The 25,369-nt window shown below is 60.6% G+C and carries 22 protein-coding genes and 1 pseudogene; 13 read left to right on the top strand and 10 right to left on the bottom strand.

What is annotated here, in order from left to right; translation table 11 throughout:
* The first annotated feature begins 18 nt into the window (after window positions 1-18).
* Window positions 19-543 carry a DUF6586 family protein gene (locus J3Q04_RS16310; protein ID WP_434563276.1) on the top strand — a complete coding sequence of 175 codons (525 nt, stop codon included), beginning with the start codon at window positions 19-21 and terminating at the stop codon, window positions 541-543.
* Window positions 544-635: 92 nt separating this feature from the next.
* On the top strand, window positions 636-869 hold the full coding sequence (locus J3Q04_RS16305) for a hypothetical protein (RefSeq protein ID WP_003183419.1): 234 nt from the start codon (window positions 636-638) through the stop codon (window positions 867-869).
* 67 nt (window positions 870-936) lie between these two features.
* Here J3Q04_RS16305 and sulA read toward each other — a convergent pair whose 3' ends face one another.
* Window positions 937-1,410, bottom strand: coding sequence for an SOS-induced cell division inhibitor SulA (gene sulA, locus J3Q04_RS16300; RefSeq protein WP_434610571.1), 474 nt, complete (start codon window positions 1,408-1,410; stop codon window positions 937-939).
* A 10-nt stretch (window positions 1,411-1,420) separates the two neighbouring features.
* Entirely contained in the window at window positions 1,421-2,029 is a 609-nt protein-coding gene (lexA, locus tag J3Q04_RS16295; protein ID WP_420764680.1) for a transcriptional repressor LexA, read from the bottom strand.
* Window positions 2,030-2,269: 240 nt separating this feature from the next.
* Here lexA and J3Q04_RS16290 point away from each other — a divergent pair, with 240 nt between their 5' ends.
* From J3Q04_RS16290 to J3Q04_RS16280, 3 genes are all read left to right on the top strand, one after another.
* On the top strand, window positions 2,270-2,977 hold the full coding sequence (locus tag J3Q04_RS16290; RefSeq protein WP_434610574.1) for a TetR family transcriptional regulator: 708 nt from the start codon (window positions 2,270-2,272) through the stop codon (window positions 2,975-2,977).
* Between the two features lie 171 nt (window positions 2,978-3,148).
* Window positions 3,149-4,159, top strand: coding sequence for a beta-N-acetylhexosaminidase (nagZ, locus tag J3Q04_RS16285; RefSeq protein WP_434610577.1), 1,011 nt, complete (start codon window positions 3,149-3,151; stop codon window positions 4,157-4,159).
* Between the two features lie 10 nt (window positions 4,160-4,169).
* Window positions 4,170-4,910 (top strand): S-methyl-5'-thioinosine phosphorylase, encoded by a 741-nt coding sequence (locus J3Q04_RS16280; protein ID WP_420764677.1) that lies wholly within the window; start codon window positions 4,170-4,172, stop codon window positions 4,908-4,910.
* 65 nt (window positions 4,911-4,975) lie between these two features.
* On the opposite strand, the pseudogene J3Q04_RS16275 reads toward J3Q04_RS16280, so the two are convergent.
* The 3 genes and pseudogenes from J3Q04_RS16275 to mfd all read right to left on the bottom strand — a co-directional run bounded on the left by J3Q04_RS16275 (window position 4,976) and on the right by mfd (window position 11,708).
* Window positions 4,976-7,670 (bottom strand): annotated as a pseudogene (locus tag J3Q04_RS16275) (DEAD/DEAH box helicase).
* Between the two features lie 11 nt (window positions 7,671-7,681).
* Entirely contained in the window at window positions 7,682-8,248 is a 567-nt protein-coding gene (locus J3Q04_RS16270; protein ID WP_420764675.1) for a CsiV family protein, read from the bottom strand.
* Window positions 8,249-8,258: 10 nt separating this feature from the next.
* Window positions 8,259-11,708, bottom strand: a complete 3,450-nt coding sequence (gene mfd, locus J3Q04_RS16265) for a transcription-repair coupling factor (protein WP_434610582.1) — start codon at window positions 11,706-11,708, stop codon at window positions 8,259-8,261.
* A 168-nt stretch (window positions 11,709-11,876) separates the two neighbouring features.
* On the opposite strand from mfd, the gene J3Q04_RS16260 reads away from it, so the two are divergent.
* The gene (locus tag J3Q04_RS16260; protein WP_420764673.1) at window positions 11,877-13,340 is read left to right on the top strand and encodes a glyceraldehyde-3-phosphate dehydrogenase; all 1,464 of its coding nucleotides are present in this window, start codon (window positions 11,877-11,879) and stop codon (window positions 13,338-13,340) included.
* Between the two features lie 59 nt (window positions 13,341-13,399).
* On the opposite strand, the gene J3Q04_RS16255 is transcribed toward J3Q04_RS16260, so the two are convergent.
* A complete protein-coding gene (locus J3Q04_RS16255) occupies window positions 13,400-14,698 on the bottom strand; it encodes an MFS transporter (protein WP_434610584.1) in 1,299 nt (432 codons plus the stop codon).
* 227 nt (window positions 14,699-14,925) lie between these two features.
* Between J3Q04_RS16255 and J3Q04_RS16250 the strand changes: the two genes are divergently transcribed.
* Both J3Q04_RS16250 and sthA read left to right on the top strand, forming a co-directional pair.
* A complete protein-coding gene (locus tag J3Q04_RS16250) occupies window positions 14,926-15,912 on the top strand; it encodes an FAD:protein FMN transferase (protein ID WP_434611548.1) in 987 nt (328 codons plus the stop codon).
* A gap of 415 nt (window positions 15,913-16,327) precedes the next feature.
* A complete protein-coding gene (sthA, locus tag J3Q04_RS16245; RefSeq protein WP_304553302.1) occupies window positions 16,328-17,722 on the top strand; it encodes a Si-specific NAD(P)(+) transhydrogenase in 1,395 nt (464 codons plus the stop codon).
* Between the two features lie 42 nt (window positions 17,723-17,764).
* Here sthA and J3Q04_RS16240 read toward each other — a convergent pair whose 3' ends face one another.
* Window positions 17,765-18,487 carry a glycerophosphodiester phosphodiesterase gene (locus J3Q04_RS16240; RefSeq protein WP_434610586.1) on the bottom strand — a complete coding sequence of 241 codons (723 nt, stop codon included), beginning with the start codon at window positions 18,485-18,487 and terminating at the stop codon, window positions 17,765-17,767.
* Entirely contained in the window at window positions 18,484-19,080 is a 597-nt protein-coding gene (locus J3Q04_RS16235; protein ID WP_434563288.1) for a PilZ domain-containing protein, read from the bottom strand. Before J3Q04_RS16235 ends, J3Q04_RS16240 begins: the two co-directional genes overlap by 4 nt.
* A 94-nt stretch (window positions 19,081-19,174) precedes the next feature.
* Between J3Q04_RS16235 and J3Q04_RS16230 the strand changes: the two genes are divergently transcribed.
* The 5 genes from J3Q04_RS16230 (at window position 19,175) to queF (ending at window position 24,103) form a co-directional block, all read left to right on the top strand.
* Window positions 19,175-20,425: a lipoprotein-releasing ABC transporter permease subunit gene (locus J3Q04_RS16230; protein WP_434563290.1), complete on the top strand. Its 1,251-nt coding sequence runs from the start codon at window positions 19,175-19,177 to the stop codon at window positions 20,423-20,425.
* A 7-nt stretch (window positions 20,426-20,432) separates the two neighbouring features.
* Entirely contained in the window at window positions 20,433-21,116 is a 684-nt protein-coding gene (gene lolD, locus J3Q04_RS16225) for a lipoprotein-releasing ABC transporter ATP-binding protein LolD (RefSeq protein ID WP_434563292.1), read from the top strand.
* A 63-nt stretch (window positions 21,117-21,179) separates the two neighbouring features.
* Complete coding sequence (locus J3Q04_RS16220; protein ID WP_434610589.1) at window positions 21,180-22,424, top strand: lipoprotein-releasing ABC transporter permease subunit; 1,245 nt, start codon at window positions 21,180-21,182, stop codon at window positions 22,422-22,424.
* Window positions 22,425-22,689: 265 nt separating this feature from the next.
* A complete protein-coding gene (gene copI, locus J3Q04_RS16215) occupies window positions 22,690-23,211 on the top strand; it encodes a copper-resistant cuproprotein CopI (RefSeq protein ID WP_420764667.1) in 522 nt (173 codons plus the stop codon).
* 61 nt (window positions 23,212-23,272) lie between these two features.
* Entirely contained in the window at window positions 23,273-24,103 is an 831-nt protein-coding gene (gene queF / locus J3Q04_RS16210; protein ID WP_434610592.1) for an NADPH-dependent 7-cyano-7-deazaguanine reductase QueF, read from the top strand.
* 73 nt (window positions 24,104-24,176) lie between these two features.
* On the opposite strand, the gene J3Q04_RS16205 is transcribed toward queF, so the two are convergent.
* Together J3Q04_RS16205 and J3Q04_RS16200 are read right to left on the bottom strand one after the other, a co-directional pair.
* Window positions 24,177-24,443, bottom strand: coding sequence for a DUF4404 family protein (locus J3Q04_RS16205; RefSeq protein WP_434610595.1), 267 nt, complete (start codon window positions 24,441-24,443; stop codon window positions 24,177-24,179).
* Between the two features lie 109 nt (window positions 24,444-24,552).
* A complete protein-coding gene (locus J3Q04_RS16200) occupies window positions 24,553-25,173 on the bottom strand; it encodes an HAD family phosphatase (protein WP_434610597.1) in 621 nt (206 codons plus the stop codon).
* Window positions 25,174-25,369: the final 196 nt, after the last annotated feature.

The raw sequence follows: 25,369 nt of genomic DNA, 5'->3' as shown, positions 1-25,369 counted from the left end.
GTTGGGGAGAATGCCGCCATGGCCCACGAACTCTACACCCGTACCAATCAGAAGATTTATTTTGCCGGCCTGTCGCTCGAAGCGCTTGCCAGGGCAGAGGATGGGCGCGCCATGAATGCTCCCGCGCTGGTCCAGGCTGGGCGTGAATCCGTGCTGTTTCATTTGTACGGCGCCTTGCTGGGTCTTTGCCACGAAATTGCCGGGTTCTATCGCTTGCCCCAGGCGAATGCGTCACGGGCCGAACTGATGCTGATGCCAGAAGTACTGGACAGCCTTGCGATTCCCGAGCTGGCGGAAATGGTCGAGTTGGCGCAGAACCGCGAGACCTGGCTGGCCAAGTTGCTGGAGGCTCATGCCGCGTTATTCCAGCCGCCACGGGCCCCGCGTAAACCGAAGGGTGATGTTACCCAGCCGTTGATTGTCGCGGTCAATCTTGACGAGCAGGAACCAGAGCCAGAGCTGAGTCGGGAAGAGTTGGAGAGCTGGCGTCAGAATCTCAAAAGCCTGGCGATTCGGTTCCGTGACGGCTTGAACGAATGCTGACGTGATGGCCGTCGGTAACGCTTGGTCAAGATCCTGAGCGAAGCTTGGCCGATGACTATATAATCCCCGCCTTTCGTGGAGAACAGACTTTTATGCCTACGTCCTTTCTAGAAATTGTCGAACTTCCTGATGGTCGCATTGAGCTGCGCCGGGCTGAAGACGAGGGTTCGCTGGTTACCCTGAACTTCTCCGAGGATGCCAAGGTGTTTCTTCAGGGCCAACATGTCGAGGTCGCCAAGGCGATGCTCAGCGTGGGTGTCCAGATGGCAGGTCGCCTGGTTGAAGGCGAATTCAACAAGGAAGAGGGGCCGCGGGTTCTACATTGATCCCCGTTTGTCGGCTTTTGAAGTAATGTGACTGGTCTGGCTTCTCTGTCCTGGAGAAGCCCTGCGTTTATCCCAATCGAATATTCAGGCTTTGTGCATCGCCGGTGCGCGCGGCGCTGATCAATTGCTGACGCGCGGTCGCGGTCAAGGGATTGAGCCAGCTGACCACCGTATGACTGCGCCCCAGGCGCAACGCTTCGCAGGTCAACTGCTGGGCGCTCTGGCTGCCGCGCGGCTGCAATAGCAGGATTCGCTCGCGATTGAGACCAGCGTCTCGCAACCAGGCCTGCGTTACGCTGGCCGGTGGTGCGATCAGCGTTAGCCAGCGAGCGTCCTGGTCCTGGCTCAGTTCTCTCAGGATCGGCGCTAGCAGGTTCAGGCAATTTCCCGCCGCACCACGCAACGACAGCTCGCTGAAGGCTTCGGGTTCGACGCTCCAGGGCGACTCGATGACCTCGTTCAGGACTGGAACCAGCGGTTGGGCCATGAATGCCTCGAACAGCGGAAGTTGTGTGTGCTGTGGTGTAAGAGGAAATTGCATAAAGCCTCCTTTAGCGGCGAATGACGCCAACGCTCAAGCCTTCGATAACCAGGTCCTGGTCTTTCAGGTCCACTTCGATGGGGGCGAATTCCGGGTTCTCGGCGATCAACCAGACCTTGCTGCCCTCGCGCTTGAAGCGCTTGACGGTGACTTCATCGCCGATCCGCGCCACCACGACCTGGCCGTTACGGGCTTCACGGGTGGTGTGGACAGCCAGGAGATCGCCATCGAAGATACCGATGTCCTTCATACTCATACCGTGCACGCGCAGAAGATAATCGGCCCTCGGGTGAAAGAATGAAGGATTGATGTTGCAAGACTCCTCGACGTGCTGCTGGGCGAGGATAGGCGCGCCGGCGGCCACGCGCCCGATGATAGGCAGGGTGGTGTCGTCGGCCTTGGCTTCGAAGCCGGGGATGCGAATCCCCCGGGATGCTCCGGGCGTCATTTCTATTGCACCCTTGCGGGCCAGCGCCTTGAGGTGCTCTTCAGCCGCGTTGGGGGATTTGAAACCCAGTTCCTGAGCGATTTCCGCACGGGTCGGCGGATAGCCGTTGTCTTCTAGGCAGCGTTTGATGAAGGCCAGAATCTCTGCTTGGCGTGGCGTCAGCTTTAGCATATCGATCGCTCTGTCTTTTTATACAGTGACTGGGATTATATACAGTACGAGTCAGTTGGCAATCCTCCTTTTTCGCCAGGCTGCCAGACGGTTGATGGAACCGCTGGCAGGGACTGTGCTACAGCTCGCCAAAGGTGTGGTTAAATACCTGACCGGACGTTCGCAAAATGCCCCGGCAGGCTTGACAAGCCCCAGGCTGAAACGTATGTTTCAAACAAGTGTTTGTCAGGCGGAGTAGCCATGGCCCAGTCGGAAACCGTTGAACGCATTCTCGATGCTGCCGAGCAATTGTTCGCGGAAAAAGGTTTCGCCGAAACCTCTTTGCGTCTGATTACCAGCAAGGCCGGGGTGAACCTGGCGGCGGTGAACTACCACTTCGGCTCGAAAAAAGCCCTGATCCAAGCGGTATTTTCGCGCTTCCTAGGGCCGTTCTGTATCAGCCTCGATCGCGAGCTGGAGCGTCGCCAGGCCAAGCCTGACGTCAAGCCCACTCTGGAAGAGCTGCTCGAGATCCTGGTCGAACAAGCCCTCGTGGTCCAGCCACGCAGCGGTAACGACCTCTCCATATTCATGCGTCTGCTGGGCCTGGCATTCAGCCAGAGCCAAGGGCACTTGCGGCGCTATCTAGAAGACATGTACGGCAAGGTGTTCCGTCGCTACATGCTGCTGGTCAACGAAGCCGCGCCGCGCATACCACCTATCGAATTGTTCTGGCGCGTGCATTTCATGCTCGGTGCCGCGGCATTCAGCATGTCGGGCATCAAGGCGCTGCGGGCTATCGCCGAGACCGACTTCGGCGTGAATTCGTCGATCGAGCAGGTGATGCGCCTGATGGTGCCGTTCCTGGCAGCGGGCATGCGCGCCGAAAGCGGCGTCACCGATGAAGCAATGGCGGCCGCGCAGCTGCGTCCGCGCAGCAAATCGACGCCGGCGCTCGCCAAGGCATAGGCACACGGGTGGGCGCGGATGGCTACATCCGCTAAGCTAGCCGCCCATGCCGATTCTCCTTTTGAATTCGTCTCAATATTCTTCGCCCGCGCGGTCTGCCGGCCCTTCAGCCTGGCGGTGCCGTGGCGGATGCAGCATCGCGCGCGTCCCTCGTTATTAAAAGGAACTGTTATGACTGGTGCCCTTCAAGGCTCGTTGATGGTGGACGTCGCCGGAACCTGGCTGACGGCTGAAGATCGCCATCTGTTGCGTCAGCCCGAAGTGGGTGGATTGATCATTTTTGCCCGCAATATCGAGCATCCCCGCCAGGTGCGCGAGCTGAGCGCCTCGATCCGGGCCATTCGCCCCGATCTGTTGTTGGCTGTCGACCAGGAGGGCGGCCGGGTGCAACGCCTGCGCCAAGGCTTCGTGCGTCTGCCGGCGATGCGGGCCATAGCCGATAACCCGAACGCCGAGTACTTGGCCGAGCAGTGCGGCTGGATCATGGCCACCGAAGTGCTGGCGGTCGGCCTCGATTTGAGCTTCGCCCCCGTGCTGGACCTCGATTACCAACGCAGCGCGGTGGTAGGAAGTCGTGCCTTCGAAGGCGACCCCGAGCGCGCCACACTGCTGGCAGGTGCGTTTATCCGTGGCATGAACGCCGCGGGAATGGCGGCCACAGGCAAGCATTTTCCGGGGCATGGCTGGGCCGAGGCAGACTCCCATGTCGCCATTCCTACTGACGAACGCAGTCTCGAACAGATCCGAGCCTGCGACCTGGTACCGTTTACCAAGCTGAGTAAGAAGCTGGCGGCCGTCATGCCCGCCCATGTCATTTATCCCCAGGTGGATGCCAGCCCGGCAGGGTTCTCCCGTCGTTGGCTGCAAGACGTCCTACGCGGCGAGTTGCAGTTTGATGGCGTGATCTTCAGCGATGATCTTTCGATGGCCGGCGCCCACGTGGTCGGCGATGCCGCCAGTCGGATTGAGGCTGCCTTGGCCGCGGGCTGCGACATGGGGCTGGTCTGCAACGACCGCGCGGCCGCCGAGCTCGCCTTGAGCGCTGCCCAGCGCCTGAAGGTCACGCCGTCGGCGCGGATTGCCCGTATGCGTGGCCAGGCCTTCGCCAGTACCGAGTACCGTCAGGATCCGCGCTGGTTGACAGCGATCGGCGCGTTGAAAGCCGCTCAACTGATTGATTAAGGATGTTTCGATGACTGTTTACGCAATTATCGGCGGCACCGGCCTGACCCAGCTGGAAGGCCTGACCATTCGCCAATCCCTGGCGGTGGAGACGCCCTACGGCGCGCCATCAGCCGAGGTGCAGATTGGCGAATACGCCGGGCGTGAGGTGTTGTTTCTGGCACGCCATGGCCATCCCCACCGTTTCCCGCCGCATCAGGTCAACTATCGCGCCAATCTCTGGGCGCTGAAGCAGGCGGGCGCCGAGGCGGTCCTGGCGGTCAACGCCGTCGGCGGGATCCACGCCGCGATGGGCACCGGTCATTTTTGCGTGCCCCACCAGTTGATCGATTACACCAGCGGTCGCCAGCATACGTATTTCGCCGATGACCTGGAGGCGGTGACCCACATTGATTTCAGCTACCCCTACACGGAATCGCTGCGCCAGCAATTGATTGCGGCCCTGGCTGCCGAAGGCTGCGGCTATAGCAGTCACGGTGTCTATGCCTGCACGCAGGGGCCGCGCCTGGAAACCGTGGCCGAAATCGCACGCCTGGAGCGCGATGGCTGCGATATCGTCGGTATGACGGGCATGCCGGAGGCGGCGCTGGCCCGTGAGCTGGAACTGGACTACGCCTGCCTGGCGCTGGTGGTGAACCCGGCGGCGGGCAAATCCACTGCGGTGATTACCATGGCGGAGATCGAGCAGGCCCTGCATGACGGAATGGGTAAAGTGAAGTCGACCCTGGCGCGGGTGTTGATGGCGGGCTAGAAAGTCCGGTTTATTGGAGAATGATCTTGTGGGAGCGAGCCTGCTCGCTCCCACAATCAGGAGTTTCAGCGCTTCTCCAGCTTGTCCGGCAGCGGCGCAAATAGCGCCTCGATGTCTTCATTCTGCAGTTTCCAATCCCCAGCCACACGCCCATCCAGCACGCCGGCCGCCAGGTCGGACTTTTCTTTTTGCAGCAGCTGGATCTTTTCTTCCACCGTGCCGCGGGCAATCAGTTTGTACACGAACACCGGTTTTTCCTGGCCAATGCGATAGGCGCGGTCGGTCGCCTGGTTTTCGGTGGCGGGGTTCCACCAAGGATCGTAGTGAATCACCGTGTCCGCTTCTGTCAGGTTCAGGCCCACGCCGCCGGCCTTCAGGCTGATCAGAAAGATCTGACGCTTGCCGCTTTGGAATTCCTTCACTGGCGTGCGTCGGTCTCGGGTCTGGCCGGTGAGGATGGCGTAATCCACGCCGCGTTTTTTCAGTTCATCTTCAATCAGCGCCAACATGGAGGTGAACTGTGAAAACAGCAGCACCCGCCGACCTTCTTCGAACAATTCCTCAAGCATTTCCATCAGGCTGTCGAGCTTGCCCGAGGTGCTGCCGCGGGTGGGCAGGGTGGCATCACTGATCAGGCGCAAATCGCAGCACACCTGGCGCAGCTTGAGCAGCGCTTCCAGGATGATGATCTGGCTGCGCGCCACGCCTTTGCGGGTGATCTCGTCGCGCACCTTCTTGTCCATCGCCAGGCGCATCGTCTCGTAGACATCCCGCTGGGCGTCGCTGAGTTCCACCCAATGGATGATTTCGGTCTTGGGTGGCAGCTCCGTCGCCACTTGCTCTTTGGTACGGCGCAGCAAGAAGGGTTTTATCCGACCGTTCAGGTGTTGCAATCGTACGTCGCTGCCGCGCTTTTCGATCGGTACGCGGTAGTCGCGATTGAAGCTTTTGACGTCGCCAAGCCAGCCCGGCAGCAGGAAGTGAAACAGCGACCAGAGTTCACCAAGGTGGTTTTCCAGTGGTGTACCGGACAGGCACAACCGTTGCCTGGCATCGAGTTCCCGGGCGGCTTGGGCGGCTTTGCTGGTGGGGTTCTTGATGTACTGGGCTTCATCCAGGATCAGTACATGCAGCGGCTGCGCCTTGAGGCGTTCGACATCCTTGGGAAGCAGCGCATAGGTAGTCAGGATCAAGTCGTAATCGGCCAGGCGCTCGAAGTGTTTCTTGCGCCCGGCACCGTACAGCGCCAGTACTTTGAGCTGCGGAGTGAAATGCGAGGCTTCGTCGAGCCAGTTGGGAATCAGGCTCGTCGGCATCACCACCATGCACGGTCGGTCCAGGCGCCCAGCGTTTTTTTTCGCTGAGAATGTGTGCCAGGGTCTGTAGGGTTTTGCCCAGTCCCATGTCGTCCGCGAGAATCCCGCCTACTTCCAGCTGTCGTAGCGATTGCATCCAGCTCAAACCTTCGAGCTGGTAGGGTCGCAGCGTGGCGTTCAAGCCCTGCGGGGCGGTGGCGGTGTAGTCCTTGATGTCCCGCAGGCGTTGGGCCAGGCTGCGTATGTGCTCGCCACCTTCCCAGCGCAGCGGCATGTCCTGCAATGGGTTCAGGCGCAGGGCATCGGCGCTGTTGAGGCGCAGTTTGGTGGTGCCGGGCTCTTGCAGGTAGAACTCGCCGAGGGTCGCCAGCACGGGCTTCAACCGCCCGTACGGCAGGGCAACTTGCTGAGGGCCGAATTCCGAGTTGGGCCGGTGCGGCAAGTTAACCAGGATAAGTTCGTCATCGCGGCGCCTGGCCAGTCGTTCCGGGTTGAATAGCTCGATATGCGAGCGCATCAGGTTCAACAGGATAGGCAGCAGGCTCAGTCGCTCGCCGTTGACGATGATGCCCAGCTCCAGGTCGAACCAGTCACGCTCCGGAGTCTCATCGACCGTGGCGTACCACTCATCCACCGCCGTCAGGTCGAAGCCGAAGTCTTCATCAATCTGCAATTCCCAACCCTGGGTGCGCAGCTTTGGCAGGTCATTGAGGGTAAAGGTCAGCCAGGCGCTGTCGTTGACCATTTCGTACAGTTCGCCAGCGCTCTCCGGTAGAGCCTTGCTTTGTCGGGTCGCAACCTTGAATCCAAGAATTCGCAACTGCTCGCGGTAGGACTGTTCCACTTCGATCTGGCGTTTTATCCGCAGCGTCTGGGTTTCCTGGCGAATCAGTACGTCGGTGTTGCGCTGGCCGCTGACGTACTCGTCCAGATAACTGAAGGACAAGGCGGCGCGGTGCTGGATATAACGCTGCATCTTGCCGTTGCGCGGCTCGAAGGCGCTGAACTCGACACTTGCCAGCCAAAGCCGTGGCACCGGCTGCACGTTTTCCACCAGGACTTGCGGCGGGGCCTTGGGGCTGCGGTTGTCCAGCACTGCCTGGAGCTTTTCCAGCAATTGCGCGTCTTTTTCGGCGGCCGGGTAGGCCAGGGTTTCCTGAACTTGCAGCAGCACCGCTGCGCAATGCTTGCAATTGATGCGCACCGGGCAGGAGCACGCGGCGTCTAGCAGGATCAATGTGCCTTTGGCTGACTCCTTGAGGCGAATGGTCTGACGGTAGACGCTGCCGCCCGAGCCTTCGCAGCTGGCGATGATGGTGCTGTCGCCGGCCTCGACGACCCTCACGCGGTTTTCCAGCGCGTATCGGCGCCCACGCTCCAGGCTTTGTTCCTTGAATCGATTGACCCAGGAAGGTGCCAGCGGTTTGCTCAGGGGCGAGGGCATGGGCGCGCCGATCAGTCTGGAATGACGTCAGGTGCCTGCCGAGGCGCAGGCGCAGTCAACGAGGTGATCTTGATCAACAAGCCAAGGTGGCCGTTATCGAGGAAGTTCAGCTGGCCGTTCTTGGTATGGCTCTGTTGTTTCAAGCGCTCGCTGGCCGTGACCAGCCCATTGGCGTCGATCTGGTTGATCCAGAAGTCGGCGTCTACGTCAGTGAAACGGCCCAGTTTCAGTTCCAGGGTGCCCTCGATGGGAAACTGGCCGAACTGCTCGGCGCCATCACTGACGGCAATCTTGCTGCCCTGTTCGCCCAGGTTCTGTTGCCAGGCCTTGTGCATCAGCACGGTGTATTGACCGCTGGCGTTGAGTTTCTCGACGATGTTGCCCATCGCCGGCGTGCGCTGGCTGTCCGCGCCCAGGCGTTGTGCGCCGGCATCCCAGTCCTCCGGCGCGGCGCGGCTGATAATGGCCGGCTCGGCATTCTGGCGGACCAGAATCATTTCAACCTGGTACAAGTCGTCGGCAACCGCCAGGGGAGCGATCAGCGTCATCAACAACGTCAAGGAGCGAAACAGGCGCATTGGGCGTCCTTCAAGCAGTGGTCGGATTGAGGCGCTCGAACAGCGCCTCTACGGTATTGAAGCGCTCTTCCGGGCGTTCCATGGGCACCATGAACTTGAACATCGTGGCGCCTTCGAATTTGTAGCGTTTGGGCTGGCCCTGGATCAGCTTGATCAGGACCAGCGGATCAACCGGGGTCTGCGCCTCGAACTCGATCCGGCCGCCGTTGGGGCCGCCGTCGACTTTCTTGATGCCCAATTGCTCGGCCTTGAGCTTGAGCAGCGTTGTGCGTATCAGGTTCTTGGTCGGCTCCGGAAGCAGGCCGAAGCGGTCGATCATCTCCACTTGCAGGTCCTTCAGGCCTTCCTCGTCGGTGGCCGAGGCGATGCGTTTGTAGAGGATCAGGCGTGCATGAACATCCGGCAGGTAATCCTCGGGGATCAGCGCTGGCACCCGCAGGTTGATTTCCGGGCCGCCGCCGAGGGGCTGGTCGAGGTTCGGTTGCTCGCCCTTGCGGATCGACTTGACCGCCCGTTCAAGCATTTCCATGTACAGGGTGAAACCCACTGCCTGGATCTGCCCGCTCTGGCCATCGCCAAGCAACTCGCCAGCGCCACGGATTTCAAGGTCATTGGTGGCCAGTACGAAGCCGGCGCCCAGGTCCTGGGTGTTGGCAATGGCTTCCAGGCGTTTTTCCGCGTCCGGGGTGATCTGCTGGCGCGGCGGTGTCAGCAGGTAGGCGTAGGCCTGGTGGTGACTGCGTCCGACCCGGCCACGCAATTGGTGCAACTGGGCCAGGCCGAATTTGTCGGCGCGCTCGATGATAATCGTGTTGGCGCTTGGCACGTCGATGCCGGTCTCGATGATGGTCGAGGCGATCAGCACGTTGAAGCGTTTGTGGTAGAAGTCGCTCATCACCTGTTCGAGCTCGCGCTCACGCATTTGTCCGTGGCCGATGCCGATGCGTGCTTCCGGCACCAACTCGGCCAGGTCGGCGGCGCACTTCTCGATGGTCTTCACGTCGTTGTGCAGGTAATAGACCTGGCCGCCGCGCAGCAGCTCGCGTAGCAAGGCCTCCTTGACCGTGCTCTTGTTCTGCTCCATGACGAATGTGCGCACCGACAGGCGCCGGGCCGGCGGCGTGGCGATGATCGACAGGTCGCGCATGCCTGAAACGGCCATGTTCAATGTGCGCGGGATCGGCGTGGCGGTCAGGGTCAGGATGTCGACTTCGCTGCGCAGGGCCTTGAGCTGTTCTTTCTGGCGTACGCCAAAACGGTGCTCTTCATCGATGATCACCAGCCCGAGGTTCTTGATCTTCACATCGTCCTGCAGCAGCTTGTGCGTGCCGATGACGATGTCGATCTTGCCTTCGGCCAGGTCGGCCACGGCGGCGTTTACTTCCTTGGCGGATTTGAAGCGGCTCATCACTTCCACGGTCACCGGCCAATCGGCGAAGCGGTCGCGGAAACTGTTGTAATGCTGTTGGGCGAGCAGGGTAGTCGGCACCAGGATCGCCACCTGCTTGCCGCCATGCACGGCGATGAACGCAGCACGCATCGCCACTTCGGTCTTGCCGAAACCCACGTCGCCACACACCAGCCGGTCCATGGGCTTGGGCGCGAGCATGTCGGCGCGCACGGCTTCGATGGTGGTCTGCTGGTCGACGGTTTCTTCGAAGGGGAAGCCGGCGCTGAAGGTTTCGTAGTCGGCTTTCGGGTCCGCGAATGCATAACCCTCGCGTGCGGCCCGGCGAGCATAGATATCCAGCAATTCCGCTGCCACGTCGCGGACCTGTTCGGCGGCCTTGCGCTTGGCTTTCTGCCAGGTTTCCGAGCCCAGGCGATGGAGCGGGGCCAAGGCGTCGTCGCTGCCGGTGTAGCGGGCGATGAGGTGCAGGTTGGCCACCGGCACGTACAGTTTCGCGCCCTCGGCGTATTCGAGGGTCAGGAACTCGGCGGCCTGGTTTTCGATCTCCAGGGTCGCCAAGCCCAGGTAGCGGCCCACGCCGTGGTCGATGTGCACCACCGGCGCGCCTTCACGCAGTTCCGTGAGGTTCTTGATGACTGCGTCGTTGGCTGCGTCGGCGCGTTTTTCCCGGCGACGACGCTGCATGACACGCTGGCCGAACAATGGGCTTTCAGCCACCAGGGCCAAGGCCGGATCGTCAAGGATCAAGCCGTCGTTGAGCGGTGCGATGGTGATCGCCAGGCGATCCTTGCCCGCGACAAAGTCAGGCCAGCTGTCGACGGTCTTCGGACGCAACTTCAGGCGTTCGAGCAGCTCCAGCAACACTTCGCGGCGGCCCGCGGACTCGGCGGTAAACAGCACACGGCCAGGGAAACCGTCGAGGAAACCGGCCAGGGCCGCCAGCGGTTGCGTGGCCTTGGCTTCAATTGCCAGGTCCGGCAAAGGCTTGGCAGGGAAGCGTTCACGCCCGGCGCCGGTTTCCACGTCCTGCTGGCTCGCCACCACACGGGGCCAACTCTTGAGGCGGGCGAAGCAGTCTTCCACCGGCAAGAACAGCTCGGCAGGCGGCAACAAAGGGCGAGACGGATCGACACGACGTTCTTCGTAGCGATTACGTACATCGTTCCAGAAGTTTTCCGCCGCCTGCTCGATGCCCGGAAGGGAAAACACCTGGGTGTCCTGGGGCAGATAATCGAACAGCGTGGACGTTTCTTCGAAGAACAGCGGCAAGTAATACTCGATGCCGGCCGGCGTGATTCCGCTGCTCAGGTCCTGGAAGATCGGGCAACGGCGGAAGTCCACGTCGAAACGCTCGCGAAAACGCGCTTTGAACCGGGTGACCGCGTCTTTTTGCAGCGGGAATTCCTTGGCGGGCAACAGGCGGATCGATTGGACCTTGTCGATGGAACGCTGGTTTTCCGGATCGAAAGTGCGCAGGGTCTCGATTTCGTCATCGAACAGGTCGATGCGATACGGCAATTTGCTGCCCATCGGGAAGAGGTCGATCAGGGCGCCACGGACCGCGAACTCACCGTGCTCGTAAACGGTATCGACGTAGCGATAGCCACTGGCCTCGAGCCGGCTGCGCATCTGCTCGACGTCAAGCTTCTGGCCGATGTCCAGCACCAGGCTGCTGCCCAGCAGGAACTGAGTCGGTGCGAGGCGATGTAGGGCTGTGGTGATCGGCACTACCAAAACGCCATGACTGAGCTCCGGCAGCCGGTAGAGGCTGGCGATGCGCTGGGAAATGATGTCCTGGTGCGGCGAAAAAAGGTCGTAGGGCAGGGTTTCCCAATCCGGGAAATGCAGCACTGGCAAATCCGGGGCGAAGAAACCCAGCTCCTGTTCCAGCCGCTCGGCGCTCTGGCTGTCGGCGGTCAACAACAGGGTGAAGCGCTTTGCAGCGCTGGCGGCCTCGGCGATAGCCAGGCTCAGGGCGGCACCGGGCAGGTTGCCCCAGTGCTGTTTACCTGCCGCGGCAGGGAGAAGCGGAAGACGCAGAACGGGCACGGAAGGTTGAGCTCCAGCGTTGCGACAAAGTCGACAATTGTAGCGGGGGAAGTGCCCGGCTGTCAGTCGCGGACTACTCTGTCAGAACGCAAAACCACGGCGCGACGGGCGCGCATTGCTCCGCAGAGGACTCGGCGGCATAATGTAGCCCCTTTTTTCAGCCCCTACATGTGGAAGGTTACCGTGACTCAGAAGCCCGACCAGTGTCTTGGTGAATGGATTGATCGTGAAGCACTCGCAGAAGCGATGATCCCTCTCATCGGTCAGCTCTACCGCAATAACAATGTGGTGAGCTCGATCTATGGCCGCAGCCTGATCAACCAGTCTGTCATCGCGATCCTCAAGGCCCACCGCTTTGCTCGCCACCGTTCTTCCGACGACAGCGAACTCTCCGTCCACGAAACATTCCCCCTGCTCAAGGCCATGAGCGAGCTCAAGCTCGGCGCGGCTTCGGTGGACCTGGGCAAGTTGGCGTTCAAATTCCGTAACGAAGGCAATGGCCGTAGCGCCGAGCAGTTCGTTCGCGAAGAGATGGCCGATGTGGTTGGTCAACAGAACGCTTCGCCGCGCAAAGGCACTGACGTCGTGCTCTACGGCTTTGGCCGTATCGGTCGTCTGCTGGCGCGCATCCTGATCGAGAAAACCGGTGGTGGCGACGGCCTGCGCCTGCGTGCCATCGTCGTGCGCAAAGGCGCCGAGAACGACCTGACCAAGCGCGCCAGCCTGCTGCGTCGCGATTCGGTCCACGGTTCGTTCAATGGCACCATTACCATCGACGAAGAAAACAACACCATCACCGCCAACGGCAACCTGATCCAGGTGATCTACGCGAAGAACCCGACCGAGGTGGATTACACCCAGTACGGCATCAAGGACGCGCTGCTGGTGGACAACACCGGCGTATGGCGTGACGCCGATGGCCTGGGCCAGCACCTGGCGTGCCCGGGTATCGACCGCGTTGTCCTGACCGCGCCTGGCAAGGGCAAGCTGAAGAACATCGTTCACGGTATCAACCACAACGAAATCACCGCTGACGACAAGATCGTCTCCGCCGCGTCCTGCACCACCAACGCCATCGTGCCGGTGCTCAAGGCCGTGAACGACAAGTTCGGCATCATCAACGGTCACGTCGAAACCGTTCACTCGTACACCAACGACCAGAACTTGATCGACAACTTCCACAAGGGCGATCGCCGTGGTCGTAGCGCCGCGCTGAACATGGTCATCACCGAGACCGGTGCCGCCACTGCTGCAGCCAAGGCCCTGCCTGAGCTGGCCGGCAAGCTGACCGGTAACGCGATCCGCGTGCCGACGCCGAACGTGTCGATGGCCATTCTCAACCTGAACCTTGAGAAAGCCGCGACTCGCGAAGAGATGAACGACTACCTGCGCTACATGGCGCTGCACTCCGATCTGCATAAGCAAATCGACTTCGTCAACTCGCAGGAAGTGGTGTCCACCGACTTCGTTGGCTCCCGCCACGCCGGTGTCGTCGACGCAGAAGCGACCATCGTCCAGGATAACCGTGTTGTCCTTTACGTCTGGTACGACAACGAGTTCGGTTACAGCTGCCAGGTGGTTCGCGTGATGGAAGACATGGCTGATGTGAATCCGCCTGCATTCCCGCGCTAAGCGTTAACTGCTTGTGAAAACGCCCCGACTTGTCGGGGCGTTTTTTTGCCTGGGATTTGTCAGGCGCCACTAACGGCAGAAGCTTGGGCGGTCCGCAGCTCATGCCGGTTACCCTTGAACAGCACCAAGGTCGCAATCAACCCCAACACCGCCGCGCCGCTGAGCCAGATTCCCGGTGCAGCCTTGTTGCCGAGCACGTGGATCAGGTAGGTGCAGGCCGCTGGGGTAAATCCGCCGAAGGTCGCGGTGGCGAGGCTATAGGCCAGGGAAAAACCAGTGGTACGCACCTCGACTGGCATGATTTCCGTCAAGGCCACGACCATTGCGCCGTTGTAGGATCCATACAGGAACGATAGCCACAACTCGACGATCAGCAGATGGCTGAAACTGGGGTTCGCCACCAGCCAGGACAGTGCTGGGTACGCGGTCAGGATCGCCAGCATCGTCGCACCGAGCAGTAGGGGTTTACGCCCGATCCTGTCGGAAAACGCGCCCATCACGGGCAGCCAGAAGAAGTTCGACAAGCCGATGCACACGGTGACTAATAGCGCGTCCAGGTCCGAAAGGTTCAATTCGGCCTTGCCGAAGGTCGGTGTGTAAGCCGTGATCAGGTAGAACGACACTGTGGTCATCACTACCAACGCCATGCCTGCCAATACGATGCCGAAGTTCTGACCGATGGAGCGGACAATTTCTGACAAGGTAGGGCGGTGTTTTCTGGCCTGGAATTCAGCCGTCTCCTCCAGGGAGCGGCGAATCACGAAGATGACCGGTACGATCAGACAGCCGACCAGGAACGGCACGCGCCAGCCCCATTCGCCCATCTCCTGGGGGCTCAACCAATGATTGAGACCGACCCCCAGCAGACCGGCGAACACCACCGCGGCCTGTTGGCTGGCGGACTGCCAACTGACGAAAAAGCCCTTGCGCCCTGGCGTGGAAATTTCCGCCAGGTACACCGACACCCCACCCAGCTCCACGCCAGCGGAAAAGCCTTGCAGCAATCGACCCAGCAACACCAGTAACGGTGCCGCCACGCCCAATGTGGCGTAGCCCGGAACGCAGGCGATCAGCACCGTGCCGGCGGCCATCATCGCCAGGGTGATGATCAGGCCTTTGCGGCGGCCGTGGCGGTCGATGTAGGCGCCGAGGAAAATCGCGCCCAGCGGACGCATCAGGAATCCCGCGCCGAACGTGGCCAGGGACAGCATCAGCGAGGCAAAGGCGCTGTCTGTTGGGAAAAATGTCTTGGCGATGGCCGTGGCGTAGAAGCCGTAGACCATGAAGTCGAACATCTCGAGGAAGTTGCCGCTGACGACGCGGAAAATCGCCTTGCCGTTGCTCGTGTTGGAAGACATGGTTAAGTACCCACTTTGGCAAATCATGTATGAAAACGCTGCAGCCCCTGTGGGAGCGAGCTTGCTCGTAATAGCGGTGTGTCAGGTAGCGCATTGTCGATGAGCCCCCGCCGCCGCGAGCAAGCTCGCTCCCACAGGTTTTTTGCGCGTGTCTGTAGCCCATAATGGCTGGCGCGGTTTTGTCGGGAGATGAAGATTTGTTAACTGGACGATGGATAGGGGGTGTGATGCTTGCTGGCGTGTTATCCGCTTGCGGCAACGGCGACACCTTGGAGCGCTTCGACGGCCCGACCATGGGCAGCCGCTATTCCATCCAGTACGTCAGGCATGTCGCTACCCCCGGTCCGAAAGTGGTGCAGGGCGAGGTGGAAAAGATCCTGGCCGAAGTAGATAGACAGTTGTCCACCTATCGCAGTGACTCGGACATCGAGCGTTTCAATACGATGCCTGCTGATAGTTGCCGAGTGATGCCGGAGCCAGTGCTCGAGCTGATCCGAGCGGGCGAGCAACTCTCCTCGCAAAGCGCAGGTGCCTTCGATTTGACGGTTGAGCCTTTATTGAACCTGTGGGGGTTCGGTCCGCAGTCCCGGGAAGAACAGATGCCGAGCGCCGAGGCCCTGGCTGAAACTCGTCAGCGCGTAGGTCATAGACATCTGCGCATTGAGCGCGACCAACTGTGCAAGGACGCCGCGGTGGAAGTCGATTTCAACAGCATCGCGGCCGGTTACGCCGTCGACCGCATCGCCGCCAGGCTTCAGGCCCTGGGCATCGACAGCTACCTGGCCGAAGCCACCGGTGAACTCAAGGCTATCGGGCGCAAGCCGGATGGTTCGCCCTGGCGCATCGCTCTGGAAGAACCACGGGACGACCGGCAAGTGGCGGAGCGGGTCATCGAGGTCAACGGCTACGGGATTTCAACGTCAGGTGATTACCGAAAATACTTCGAGCAGGGCGGCAAGCGTTATTCCCACACCTTTGATGCGCGTACTGGTGCGCCGGTCCTACACAACCTGGCGTCCGTCACGGTGATTCATCCTTCGGCGATGATGGCCGATGGACTATCGACGCTGTTGCTGATTCTCGGTCCTGAACGAGGTTGGGACTATGCCCAGGAACATGGCGTCGGGGTATTTTTCGTATTGCGGGATGGGGAGCGTTTCGTCAGCCGCACCAACGACATCTTTGAACGGATGACCCGTGGAAAAAACCAATGATCATTGAAGTGGAATTACCGTGGCGAGGGAGCTTGCTCCCGCTTGAGTGCGAAGCGCTCACAAAAATGGAGGGGGCGCTACGCACCCCAGCGGGAGCAAGCTCCCTCGCCACATGATCCAAGCGTACTTGAGATCAGTGTCATGCAATGACAGGGTGCTGAAAGGCTCCCGTGGCGAAATAGCGCAGGCAAAGGGGGCATTCTCAATTAATTTACCCACAACGCGGTGGGGAAACTAATTGAGAACGCCCCCTAGCCTACGACGCGACCAAGGGGTAATGTGCGCGGCGTTGACGCTTCTATAGACTGTGGCCGGGCGCGTGAACCGGCCCCAAATTGTTCCTTCATGTCGCCGGTCGGCATGATTTAGCCGTCGGTGCCAAGCGTGGCATCGCGGCCTGTTCTGAGGAGTACGCATGGCTGTCTACAACTACGACGTGGTAGTACTGGGTTCCGGCCCTGCTGGGGAAGGCGCGGCAATGAACGCTGCCAAGGCAGGGCGCAAAGTGGCGATGGTCGACAGCCGTCGGCAGGTCGGCGGCAACTGCACCCACTTGGGCACCATCCCGTCCAAGGCCTTGCGTCACTCGGTCCGGCAGATCATGCAGTTCAACACCAACCCGATGTTCCGGGCCATCGGCGAGCCGCGCTGGTTCTCCTTTCCGGACGTGCTCAAGAGCGCCGAGAAGGTGATCTCCAAGCAAGTGGCCTCGCGTACCGGCTACTACGCTCGCAACCGTGTCGATGTGTTCTTCGGCACTGGCAGCTTCGCCGACGAGCAGACTGTCGAAGTAGTCTGTGGCAATGGCGTGGTCGAGAAGCTGGTGGCCAAGCACATCATCATCGCTACCGGTTCGCGCCCATATCGTCCGGCTGATATCGATTTCAACCACGCACGTATCTACGATAGCGACACTATCCTGAGCCTGGGTCACACCCCACGTAAGCTCATCGTCTACGGCGCCGGGGTGATCGGTTGCGAATACGCCTCGATCTTCAGCGGCCTGGGCGTGCTGGTGGAGCTGGTGGACAACCGCGGCCAGTTGCTGAGCTTCCTTGACTCGGAAATCTCCCAGGCCTTGAGCTACCACTTCAGCAACAACAACATTACCGTGCGCCACAACGAGGAATACGACCGCGTGGAAGGCGTCGACAACGGTGTGATCCTGCACCTCAAGTCTGGCAAGAAGATCAAGGCCGACGCCTTGCTCTGGTGCAACGGCCGTACCGGCAACACGGACACCCTGGGCCTGGAGAACATTGGCGTAAAGGTCAACAGCCGTGGCCAGATCGAGGTCGACGAGAACTACCGCACCTGCGTACCGAATATCTACGGTGCCGGTGATGTGATCGGCTGGCCGAGCCTGGCCAGTGCCGCCCACGACCAGGGCCGTTCGGCCGCCGGCAGTATTGTCGACAACGGCAGCTGGCGCTTCGTCAACGATGTACCGACTGGCATCTACACCATTCCGGAGATCAGCTCGATCGGCAAGAACGAGCAGGAACTGACCCAGGCCAAGGTGCCTTATGAAGTGGGCAAGGCCTTTTTCAAGAGCATGGCGCGGGCACAGATCGCCGGCGAGCCGCAAGGCATGCTGAAGATCCTCTTCCATCGCGAGACGCTGGAAGTGCTCGGTGTGCACTGCTTCGGCTATCAGGCGTCGGAGATCGTTCACATCGGCCAGGCGATCATGAACCAGCCGGGCGAACTGAACACGTTGAAATACTTCGTGAACACCACGTTCAACTACCCGACCATGGCTGAAGCCTATCGGGTAGCCGCCTATGACGGGCTCAACCGGCTTTTTTGAGCGGCTCCGGCCGGTGGCCTGAGCCGGCCGGGGAGACCGATTTCAGCAATTCTCGAGGGTGGCAGTGGCCAAACCGGGAAAGTCTGTAATCAGGCTGTCAACGCCAAAGTCGGCGAGCCTGCGCATGAGCGCGGGCTCGTTGACCGTCCACACCGACACATGCAGCCCCTGGCGCTGCGCCTTGATAAGGCGTTCCGGCGTGCACAGGGTCCAGTTCAGCGCCAGAATCTCGCAGCCATAACTCTGGGCTACCTTCAACGGGTCGAGCCAGGCGTATTCGGCCACCAGTCCGCGGGAAATGTCCGGGGTCAGGTCCAGGGCCGCCTTGAGCACTTCCCGGGAACTGGAGGTGATGGTGATCTTATCCAGCAGCCCGAAGCGTTGGGCCATCTCGCGAATGCCCAGCACGGTTGCGGCGGCGCGGGTGCGTGACGCGCTTTTCACTTCAAGTTGCCAGTGCTCGAAATCGCATTGCTCGAACAGCTCTTCCAGCCGAGGAATCGGGCACGGCTTGATCCAGCCTGGGCCACCTTTGCGCGCATCGTAGGTCACCAGTTCGGCGGCGGTGTGTTCGACGACTTTGCCCCGGCGATCGGTGGTGCGCTTGAGGGTCGGGTCGTGGATCACCATCAATTCGCCGTCCATGGACAGGTGCAAGTCCAGCTCGCAACGGCGCACGCCGTGCTTGAGGCATTCCTGGAACCCGGTGAGGGTATTTTCCGGTGCTTCGCCCTTGGCGCCGCGGTGGCCATAGATGAGGGTCACGGTTCTTCCTTATTGATGCCAGATTCGTTCAGTTCCCGCGCCAGGCGCCGTTCTTGCGCCTGTTTTTGCAGGATGTAGCGGGCCAGCAATTGGCGCTGGGCGTCGGTCGGGTGTTCAAACTCTGTTCCCACGTCGTAGCCATCGCCCTTGGGATCGCAATGCGTGACGCGGGCTCGGAGCAACAGGCCCAGGGCCTGGGGCATCAGCACCAGCTTGATCGACAGGTGCGCGCCGACCGCAACGGGGGAGGGGTATTGGAAATCAATGCCGCCTTCGGAGATGATCACAGGCTGTGGTTCGCCGATTTCCCCAAGCACGGTCACCGCGATGACCTGGCTGAGCAAGTCGATGCGTTTGTTCATGGCCTTCAGGTAGGCGGCGATGCTGCGTTCGCGCTCGCTGATCTGGCGCAACAGGTGCTGTGACTCGAATTCGCTCAGGTGCAATTCGCTGAGCAGATTGAACAATGGGGACTCATCCTGCAACACTTCCTGGCTGGCGGCTTCAGGAACGGACAGGGGCCGAATTTCCAGTGCGATCGTGTCCTCGATACGGTAGTATTCGCGGCGATCTTCTTCATCTAATGTCGACATGGCGAACCCATGGTAGCGGCGGTGGTCTGAGTGTAAAGCTGGTTTGTGACCCCCGCCACAAGGACGTTCCTTTTCCCTCCGAACAAGCCCCGACATGTTCAGACCTCTCTTCGTATTCATCGGCACGCGTTATACCCGTGCAAAGCGTCGCAATCATTTCGTATCGTTCATTTCCCTGACGTCCATCATCGGACTGGCCCTTGGCGTGGTCGTGATGATCGTCGTGTTGTCGGTGATGAACGGCTTCGATCATGAAATGCGCACCCGCGTACTGGGCATGGTGCCTCACGCGACCCTCGAAACCGGCGAAGCCATCAGCGATTGGCCGAGCCTGGCCGCCAACGTCAAGCGGAACCCGCAGGTGCTGGCCGTGGCGCCTTTCACCCAGATGCAGGGGCTGCTGACCAACGACGGCAAGGTTTCCAAGGTCTTGCTCAACGGCATCGACCCCGGGCTGGAGCGGCAGGTGTCGATCATCGACAACTTCATGAAGCAGGGCAAACTCGACGACCTGGCGCCAGGCAGCTTCGGCATCGTGATCGGCGACAAAGCCGCGGCCAAGCTCGGCGTGGCCATCGGCGACAAGCTGACCTTCGTCGCGCCAGAAGTCACCGTCACCCCGGGCGGCATGTTCCCGCGCATGAAACGCTTTACCGTGGTAGGCATCTTCCACGTCGGCGCCGGCGAGCTGGACGGCTACCTGGGCGTGACCAATCTTCAGGATCTCGCCCGCCTGCATCGCTGGAAACCGGACCAGGTCCAAGGCCTGCGATTGAAGTTCGATGACCTGTTCCAGGCGCCACGTGTTGCCTGGAACATTGCCCAGCAACTCGGCGAAGACCGTTACTACGCCCGCGATTGGACCCGCACACACGGCAACCTGTACCAGGCGATCCGCATGGAAAAAGCCATGATCGGCCTGCTGCTGTTGCTGATTGTCGCCGTGGCGGCGTTCAACATCATCTCGACGCTGGTGATGGTGGTGAACGACAAGAAAGGCGATATCGCCATCCTGCGTACCCTCGGCGCCACGCCGGGGCAGATCATGCGCATCTTCATGGTCCAGGGCACCGTCATCGGCGTTATCGGTACGTTCGTCGGGGCCCTGGTCGGAATGTTCGCCGCGCTGAATGTCAGCGCCGCGATTGCCGGTCTCGAAACCCTGATCGGGCACAAGTTTCTCAACGCCGACGTGTACTTCATCGATTACTTGCCTTCGCAATTGCAGGCCGATGACGTGTTGATGGTCTGCGGCGCCGCGTTGATCCTGAGTTTCCTCGCCACCCTGTATCCAGCCTGGCGTGCCGCGCGCACCCAGCCTGCGGAGGCGTTACGTTATGAGTGAGTCGGGCATGAGTGAAAAAGCAATCTTGAGTTGCCGCGACCTGGGCAAATCCTACGAGGAAGGCCCGGAGTCGGTGGTGGTGTTGTCGGGCCTGCAGCTGGAGCTGCATCCCGGCGAGCGCGTGGCGATCGTCGGAACTTCCGGCTCGGGCAAAAGCACCTTGCTGAACCTGCTCGGTGGCCTCGATACGCCCACCGCCGGCAGTGTCTGGCTGGCGGGCGAAGAACTCTCGGCATTGAATGAGAAAGCCCGCGGCCTGTTGCGTAACCGTTCCCTGGGTTTCGTCTATCAGTTCCACCATCTGCTGCCCGAGTTCACGGCCCTGGAAAACGTCTGCATGCCGCTGTTGATCGGTCGCACGGCGATTCCCGAGGCCCGTCAGCGCGCCACTGCACTGTTGGAGCGGGTAGGGCTGGGGCATCGCCTGGAGCACAAGCCGGCCGAACTGTCCGGTGGCGAGCGCCAGCGCGTGGCGATTGCCCGCGCCCTGGTCAACAAGCCCGGCCTGGTGATGCTCGACGAGCCGACCGGCAACCTCGATTCCCACACCGCCCAGGGCATCCAGGACTTGATGCTGGAGCTCAGCACCTCGATGCGCACGGCGTTCCTGGTGGTGACCCATGATATGAACCTGGCCCGCCAGATGGACCGCGTCCTGCACTTGCAGGAAGGTTGCCTGACGCCCATCTGATCGACCGAAACCCGGCGCTTGTCGCAAGCGCCGGGTCTTTTATTTTCATACGGTGCCCAACGAATGTTCAGACCGTTATCGATTTTCATCGGCACGCGCTATACCCGCGCCAAGCGCCGCAATCGTTTTGTCTCGTTCATTTCCATGACATCGATGATCGGCCTCGCCCTTGGCGTACTGGCGATGATCGTCGTGTTGTCGGTGATGAATGGCTTCCAGCGCGAAATGAGTTCGCGCATCCTCGGCATGGTTCCGCACGCCACCATCGTTGGCGTTAACCCGATCGATGACTGGCAGCCAGTGGCCGCCGCCGCATTGAAAAATCCTGAAGTCCTCGCGGCCGTTCCGTTCACCGAGATGGAAGGCATGCTGAGCCATAAAGGTTCGATGCAGCCGATCCAGATCAGCGGCGTGGACCCGGCCCAGGAAGGCAAGGTTTCCATCGTCGCCCAGCACATCGTCCAGGGCCGTCTCGACGCCCTGAAACCGGGGGAGTTTGGCGTGGTAATCGGCGAGATCACTGCCCGGCGTTTCCGCCTGAACGTAGGCGATAAACTGACCCTGATCGTGCCGGAAGTCAGCACTGCGCCCGGCGGCATCACGCCACGGATGCAGCGTTTGAACGTGGTCGGTGTGTTCAAGGTCGGTGCCGAGCTGGACGGTTCCATGGCGTTGATTCACCTGGCCGACGCCGCCCAGATGCAGCATTGGCAGCCGAACCAGGTGCAAAGCGTGCGCCTGGCGGTGAAGGACTTGTACGCAGCGCCGAAGGTTTCCGGTGACATCGCCACCGGTCTCGGCGCGAACTACAAGGCCGACGACTGGACCCACACCCAGGGCAGCCTGTTCAGCGCCATGAAAATGGAAAAGACCATGATTGGCTTGCTGTTGCTGATGATCGTCGCGGTGGCGGCGTTCAACATCATCGCCACGTTGATCATGGTGGTGAACGATAAAGGCGCCGACATCGCCATCCTGCGCACCATCGGCGCCACGCCGCGGCAGATCATGGCGATCTTCATGGTCCAGGGAACGGTGATCGGTATCGTCGGCACGCTCATTGGCGGCGTGCTGGGCGTGATCGCCGCGTTGAACGTCAGTGAGTTGGTGGGTTGGCTGGAGCGGGTCAGCGGTCAGCACATTTTCAGTTCCGATGTGTATTTCGTCAGCAACCTGCCGTCTGAGCTTCAGCGTGGCGACGTGGTGCTGATCTGTTCTGCCGGGTTCATCTTCAGCTTCCTCGCCACCGTGTACCCGGCGTGGCGCGCGGCGAAAATCGAACCGGCGCAGGCGTTGCGGTATTCTTGAGGCTGAACCGGCTTACGTGGCGAGGGAGCTTGCTCCCGCTGGGCTTCGCCGCAGCCCAAAAATCTCACTCATCGAAATGATAAGCAGCGTTTGGATTTTGGGAGCGCTTCGCCCTCCAGCGGGAGCAAGCTCCCTCGCCACCGGGATTGAGTCCGGCAGGCGGGTTCGTGGCACAACCTGACAAAGTTGTAATCGAGTTGTAAGCCGACTGGCAGGCCTGCGACGATGGATTTTCCCACACGCTGAATCTGACTGGAGTATGGACATGTTGATGGGAGTACGCTTGATCCTGGCTGTTTGCGCATTGACCCTCAGTGCGCTGTCGTGGGCATCGCCGGGCCATTTTGATTTCGGTCAGCCTGCGCCAGCGGCCAAGGCCGGTCGCAGCATCGATGTGGTGATGGGCGACATGACGTTCGATCCCGGTGCGCTGGGCGTCAAGGCCGGCGAGACGGTTCGATTCGTACTCATCAACAAAGGCCAGCTGCTTCATGAGTTCAACCTCGGCAACGCTGCAACGCACGTGGAGCACCAAAAGCAAATGCTCAAGATGCAGCAGAGCGGCCAGTTGATGCCGACCACGATGAAGCCGGGGTTGGATCATGCCGCCATGGGCCACGGCGAGGCGAAGATGCGCCACGATGATCCCAACAGCGTGCTGGTGGAGCCGGGCAAGACCGCCGAGCTGACCTGGACCTTCAGCAAGGCCACGCGCCTGGAATTCGCCTGTAATGTTCCCGGCCATTACCAGGCTGGCATGAGGGGCGAGCTGACAGTCAGTCAGTAAGCACTCAAAGGCTGCGGCAAAGACTGGTAGAATCCGCTGATTCTTCAGTCAGGTTTCCGTCATGCATCCCGCAGCCGAACATTCGCCGCTGGGCAAATCCAGCGAATACATCGCCACGTACACGCCGTCATTGCTGTTCCCGATTCCGCGCGCCGCGAAGTGGGCGGAGCTGGGCCTGACGGCCGAGACCCTGCCGTACAAAGGCGTAGATTTCTGGAACTGTTTCGAATTGTCCTGGCTGTTGCCTTCCGGCAAGCCGGTGGTGGCCATCGGCGAGTTCGCCATCGCGGCGGATTCGCCGAACATTATCGAGTCCAAATCCTTCAAGCTTTACTTGAACTCGTTGAACCAGACCCCATTCACCGACACCGCGAGCCTGGAAGCGACCTTGCGCCAGGACCTTTCGGCGGCTGCCGGCAAGCCAGTGGGTGTGCGGGTCCGCAGTCTCAAGGATGTGGAAAACGAAGGCATCGTGGCGCTGCCCGGTGCGTGCATCGACGAATTGGACATCAGCGTCGATTCCTATGAGCACCCGCGCCCGGAACTGTTGCGTTGCGATGACTCGCGCATCGTCGAGGAAAGCCTGCACAGCCATTTGCTCAAGTCCAACTGCCCGGTGACGAGCCAGCCGGATTGGGGCAGCGTAGCGGTGGAGTATCGCGGCGCTGCGTTGGATCATGCGAGCTTGTTGGCCTACATCGTCAGCTTTCGCCAGCACTCGGATTTCCATGAGCAGTGCGTGGAGCGGATCTTCCTCGACCTGCAGCGCTTGCTCAAGCCGGAGAAACTGACGGTGTATGCGCGGTATGTGCGGCGTGGTGGGTTGGATATCAATCCGTATCGCAGTACCGACGAGGTGCAGCTGCCGAACCAGCGCTTGGTTCGTCAATAAACCTCCCTTCAAGGATATGTAGGTCAACAGTAAAAGCCCCACTATCGCCAGCGGGGCTTTTGCATCCGGTCATTCAGATTCCCATGTTACCCAACGTCAGCATGATGTTGCGCAAGGTGCCCGCGATACCCGGGTGGTCAACTTCAAAGCGCTCCACGGCCAAGTTCACGCCATCGGCCAAACTGGGATTTTGAAGGGCATTTTCCAACTGGATCTCGCCTTCAAGTTGAACCATGAGCTCTTGCAGATTCTCTCGCTCCAATTCGGACAACGGCGGGTCCTGTTCCAATTGCTCGCGCAAGGTATCGAGTTGTTCTTGCAATTCCCGGCTGGCAGGCATTGGCGTACTCCCTTTATTGATAGGCACAGACATGGACCGCGACGCTGCGTCAAAGGTCCTTGGCCTGCCTTAAGAGTAATCCACACTCACGCACCCTGCATGATCCGGCTCAGGGCTTCTCGCCTTTTTGTCTGCGCAGGCTGATGTCGGCCAGGCAAGTGTCCAGTTCGCCCAGGTGGTCGATCACCGAATGCACGCCGAGGCTGAAGAGCTGCACCGTGGCCTTGGCCCGTTTGATTTCCCGTTCCTGCTGGCTCAGGGCTTGCCATTCGGAAGGGGACAGCCCGCACAATGAGCCGCAGGACGCCAGTCCAATGGTCCACAACCCGGCGTTGAGCCCGGACTGCAGCAACTTGGGTTCGCCACTCACCAACACGCAGCCGTCCAATTGTTGGACGTTCAGCGCCATGAGGGCTTGCCAGCAGGCATGCGGCGCCGGCCAAGGTTGATTCGTTGCGGGAAGTTGCGGCGCCTTGATGGACGTAGGCAACGAAGTCGCCAGGCCATGGCTGACGGCGGGGGGCAGGTCGTCGAGCCAGGCGCAGGGGATATCCAGATGCTGCAAGCGTTGCAGGCTTTCCAGCGCGCCTGGGGTCGGATGGGCATGATCCGATGGCTGGGTGCCTGGCTGGCGTACGCGCGCCCCGAAATCCACCAGGCATCCACTCAGGCCAAACAGTACGGCGGTAAGGCTGGGGGCAGGGAGGGGCAGTGCTTCGGCGCGCGGCATGGGAACGTCCTTGAAATAACCAGCAGCCTAGCGAGCGCGGATGACAGTCCGGTGACAGCACCATGATGCGAGTTAGTTGTGGAATATTCCTACAGCGAGCTTCTTGCTTCAGTGCTGCCTATCCACGTTTTCCGTCTTATACTAGCGGCCTTACCGCCTGGGCTCGGCGCCCTTGCCTGAATAATCCAAGGAGTTT

The organism is Pseudomonas sp. D4-21 (assembly GCF_051132125.1).
GTDB lineage: Bacteria > Pseudomonadota > Gammaproteobacteria > Pseudomonadales > Pseudomonadaceae > Aquipseudomonas.
The sequence above is the reverse complement of the archived record's forward strand: the minus strand, read 5'-3'. Positions and strand labels throughout refer to the sequence as shown.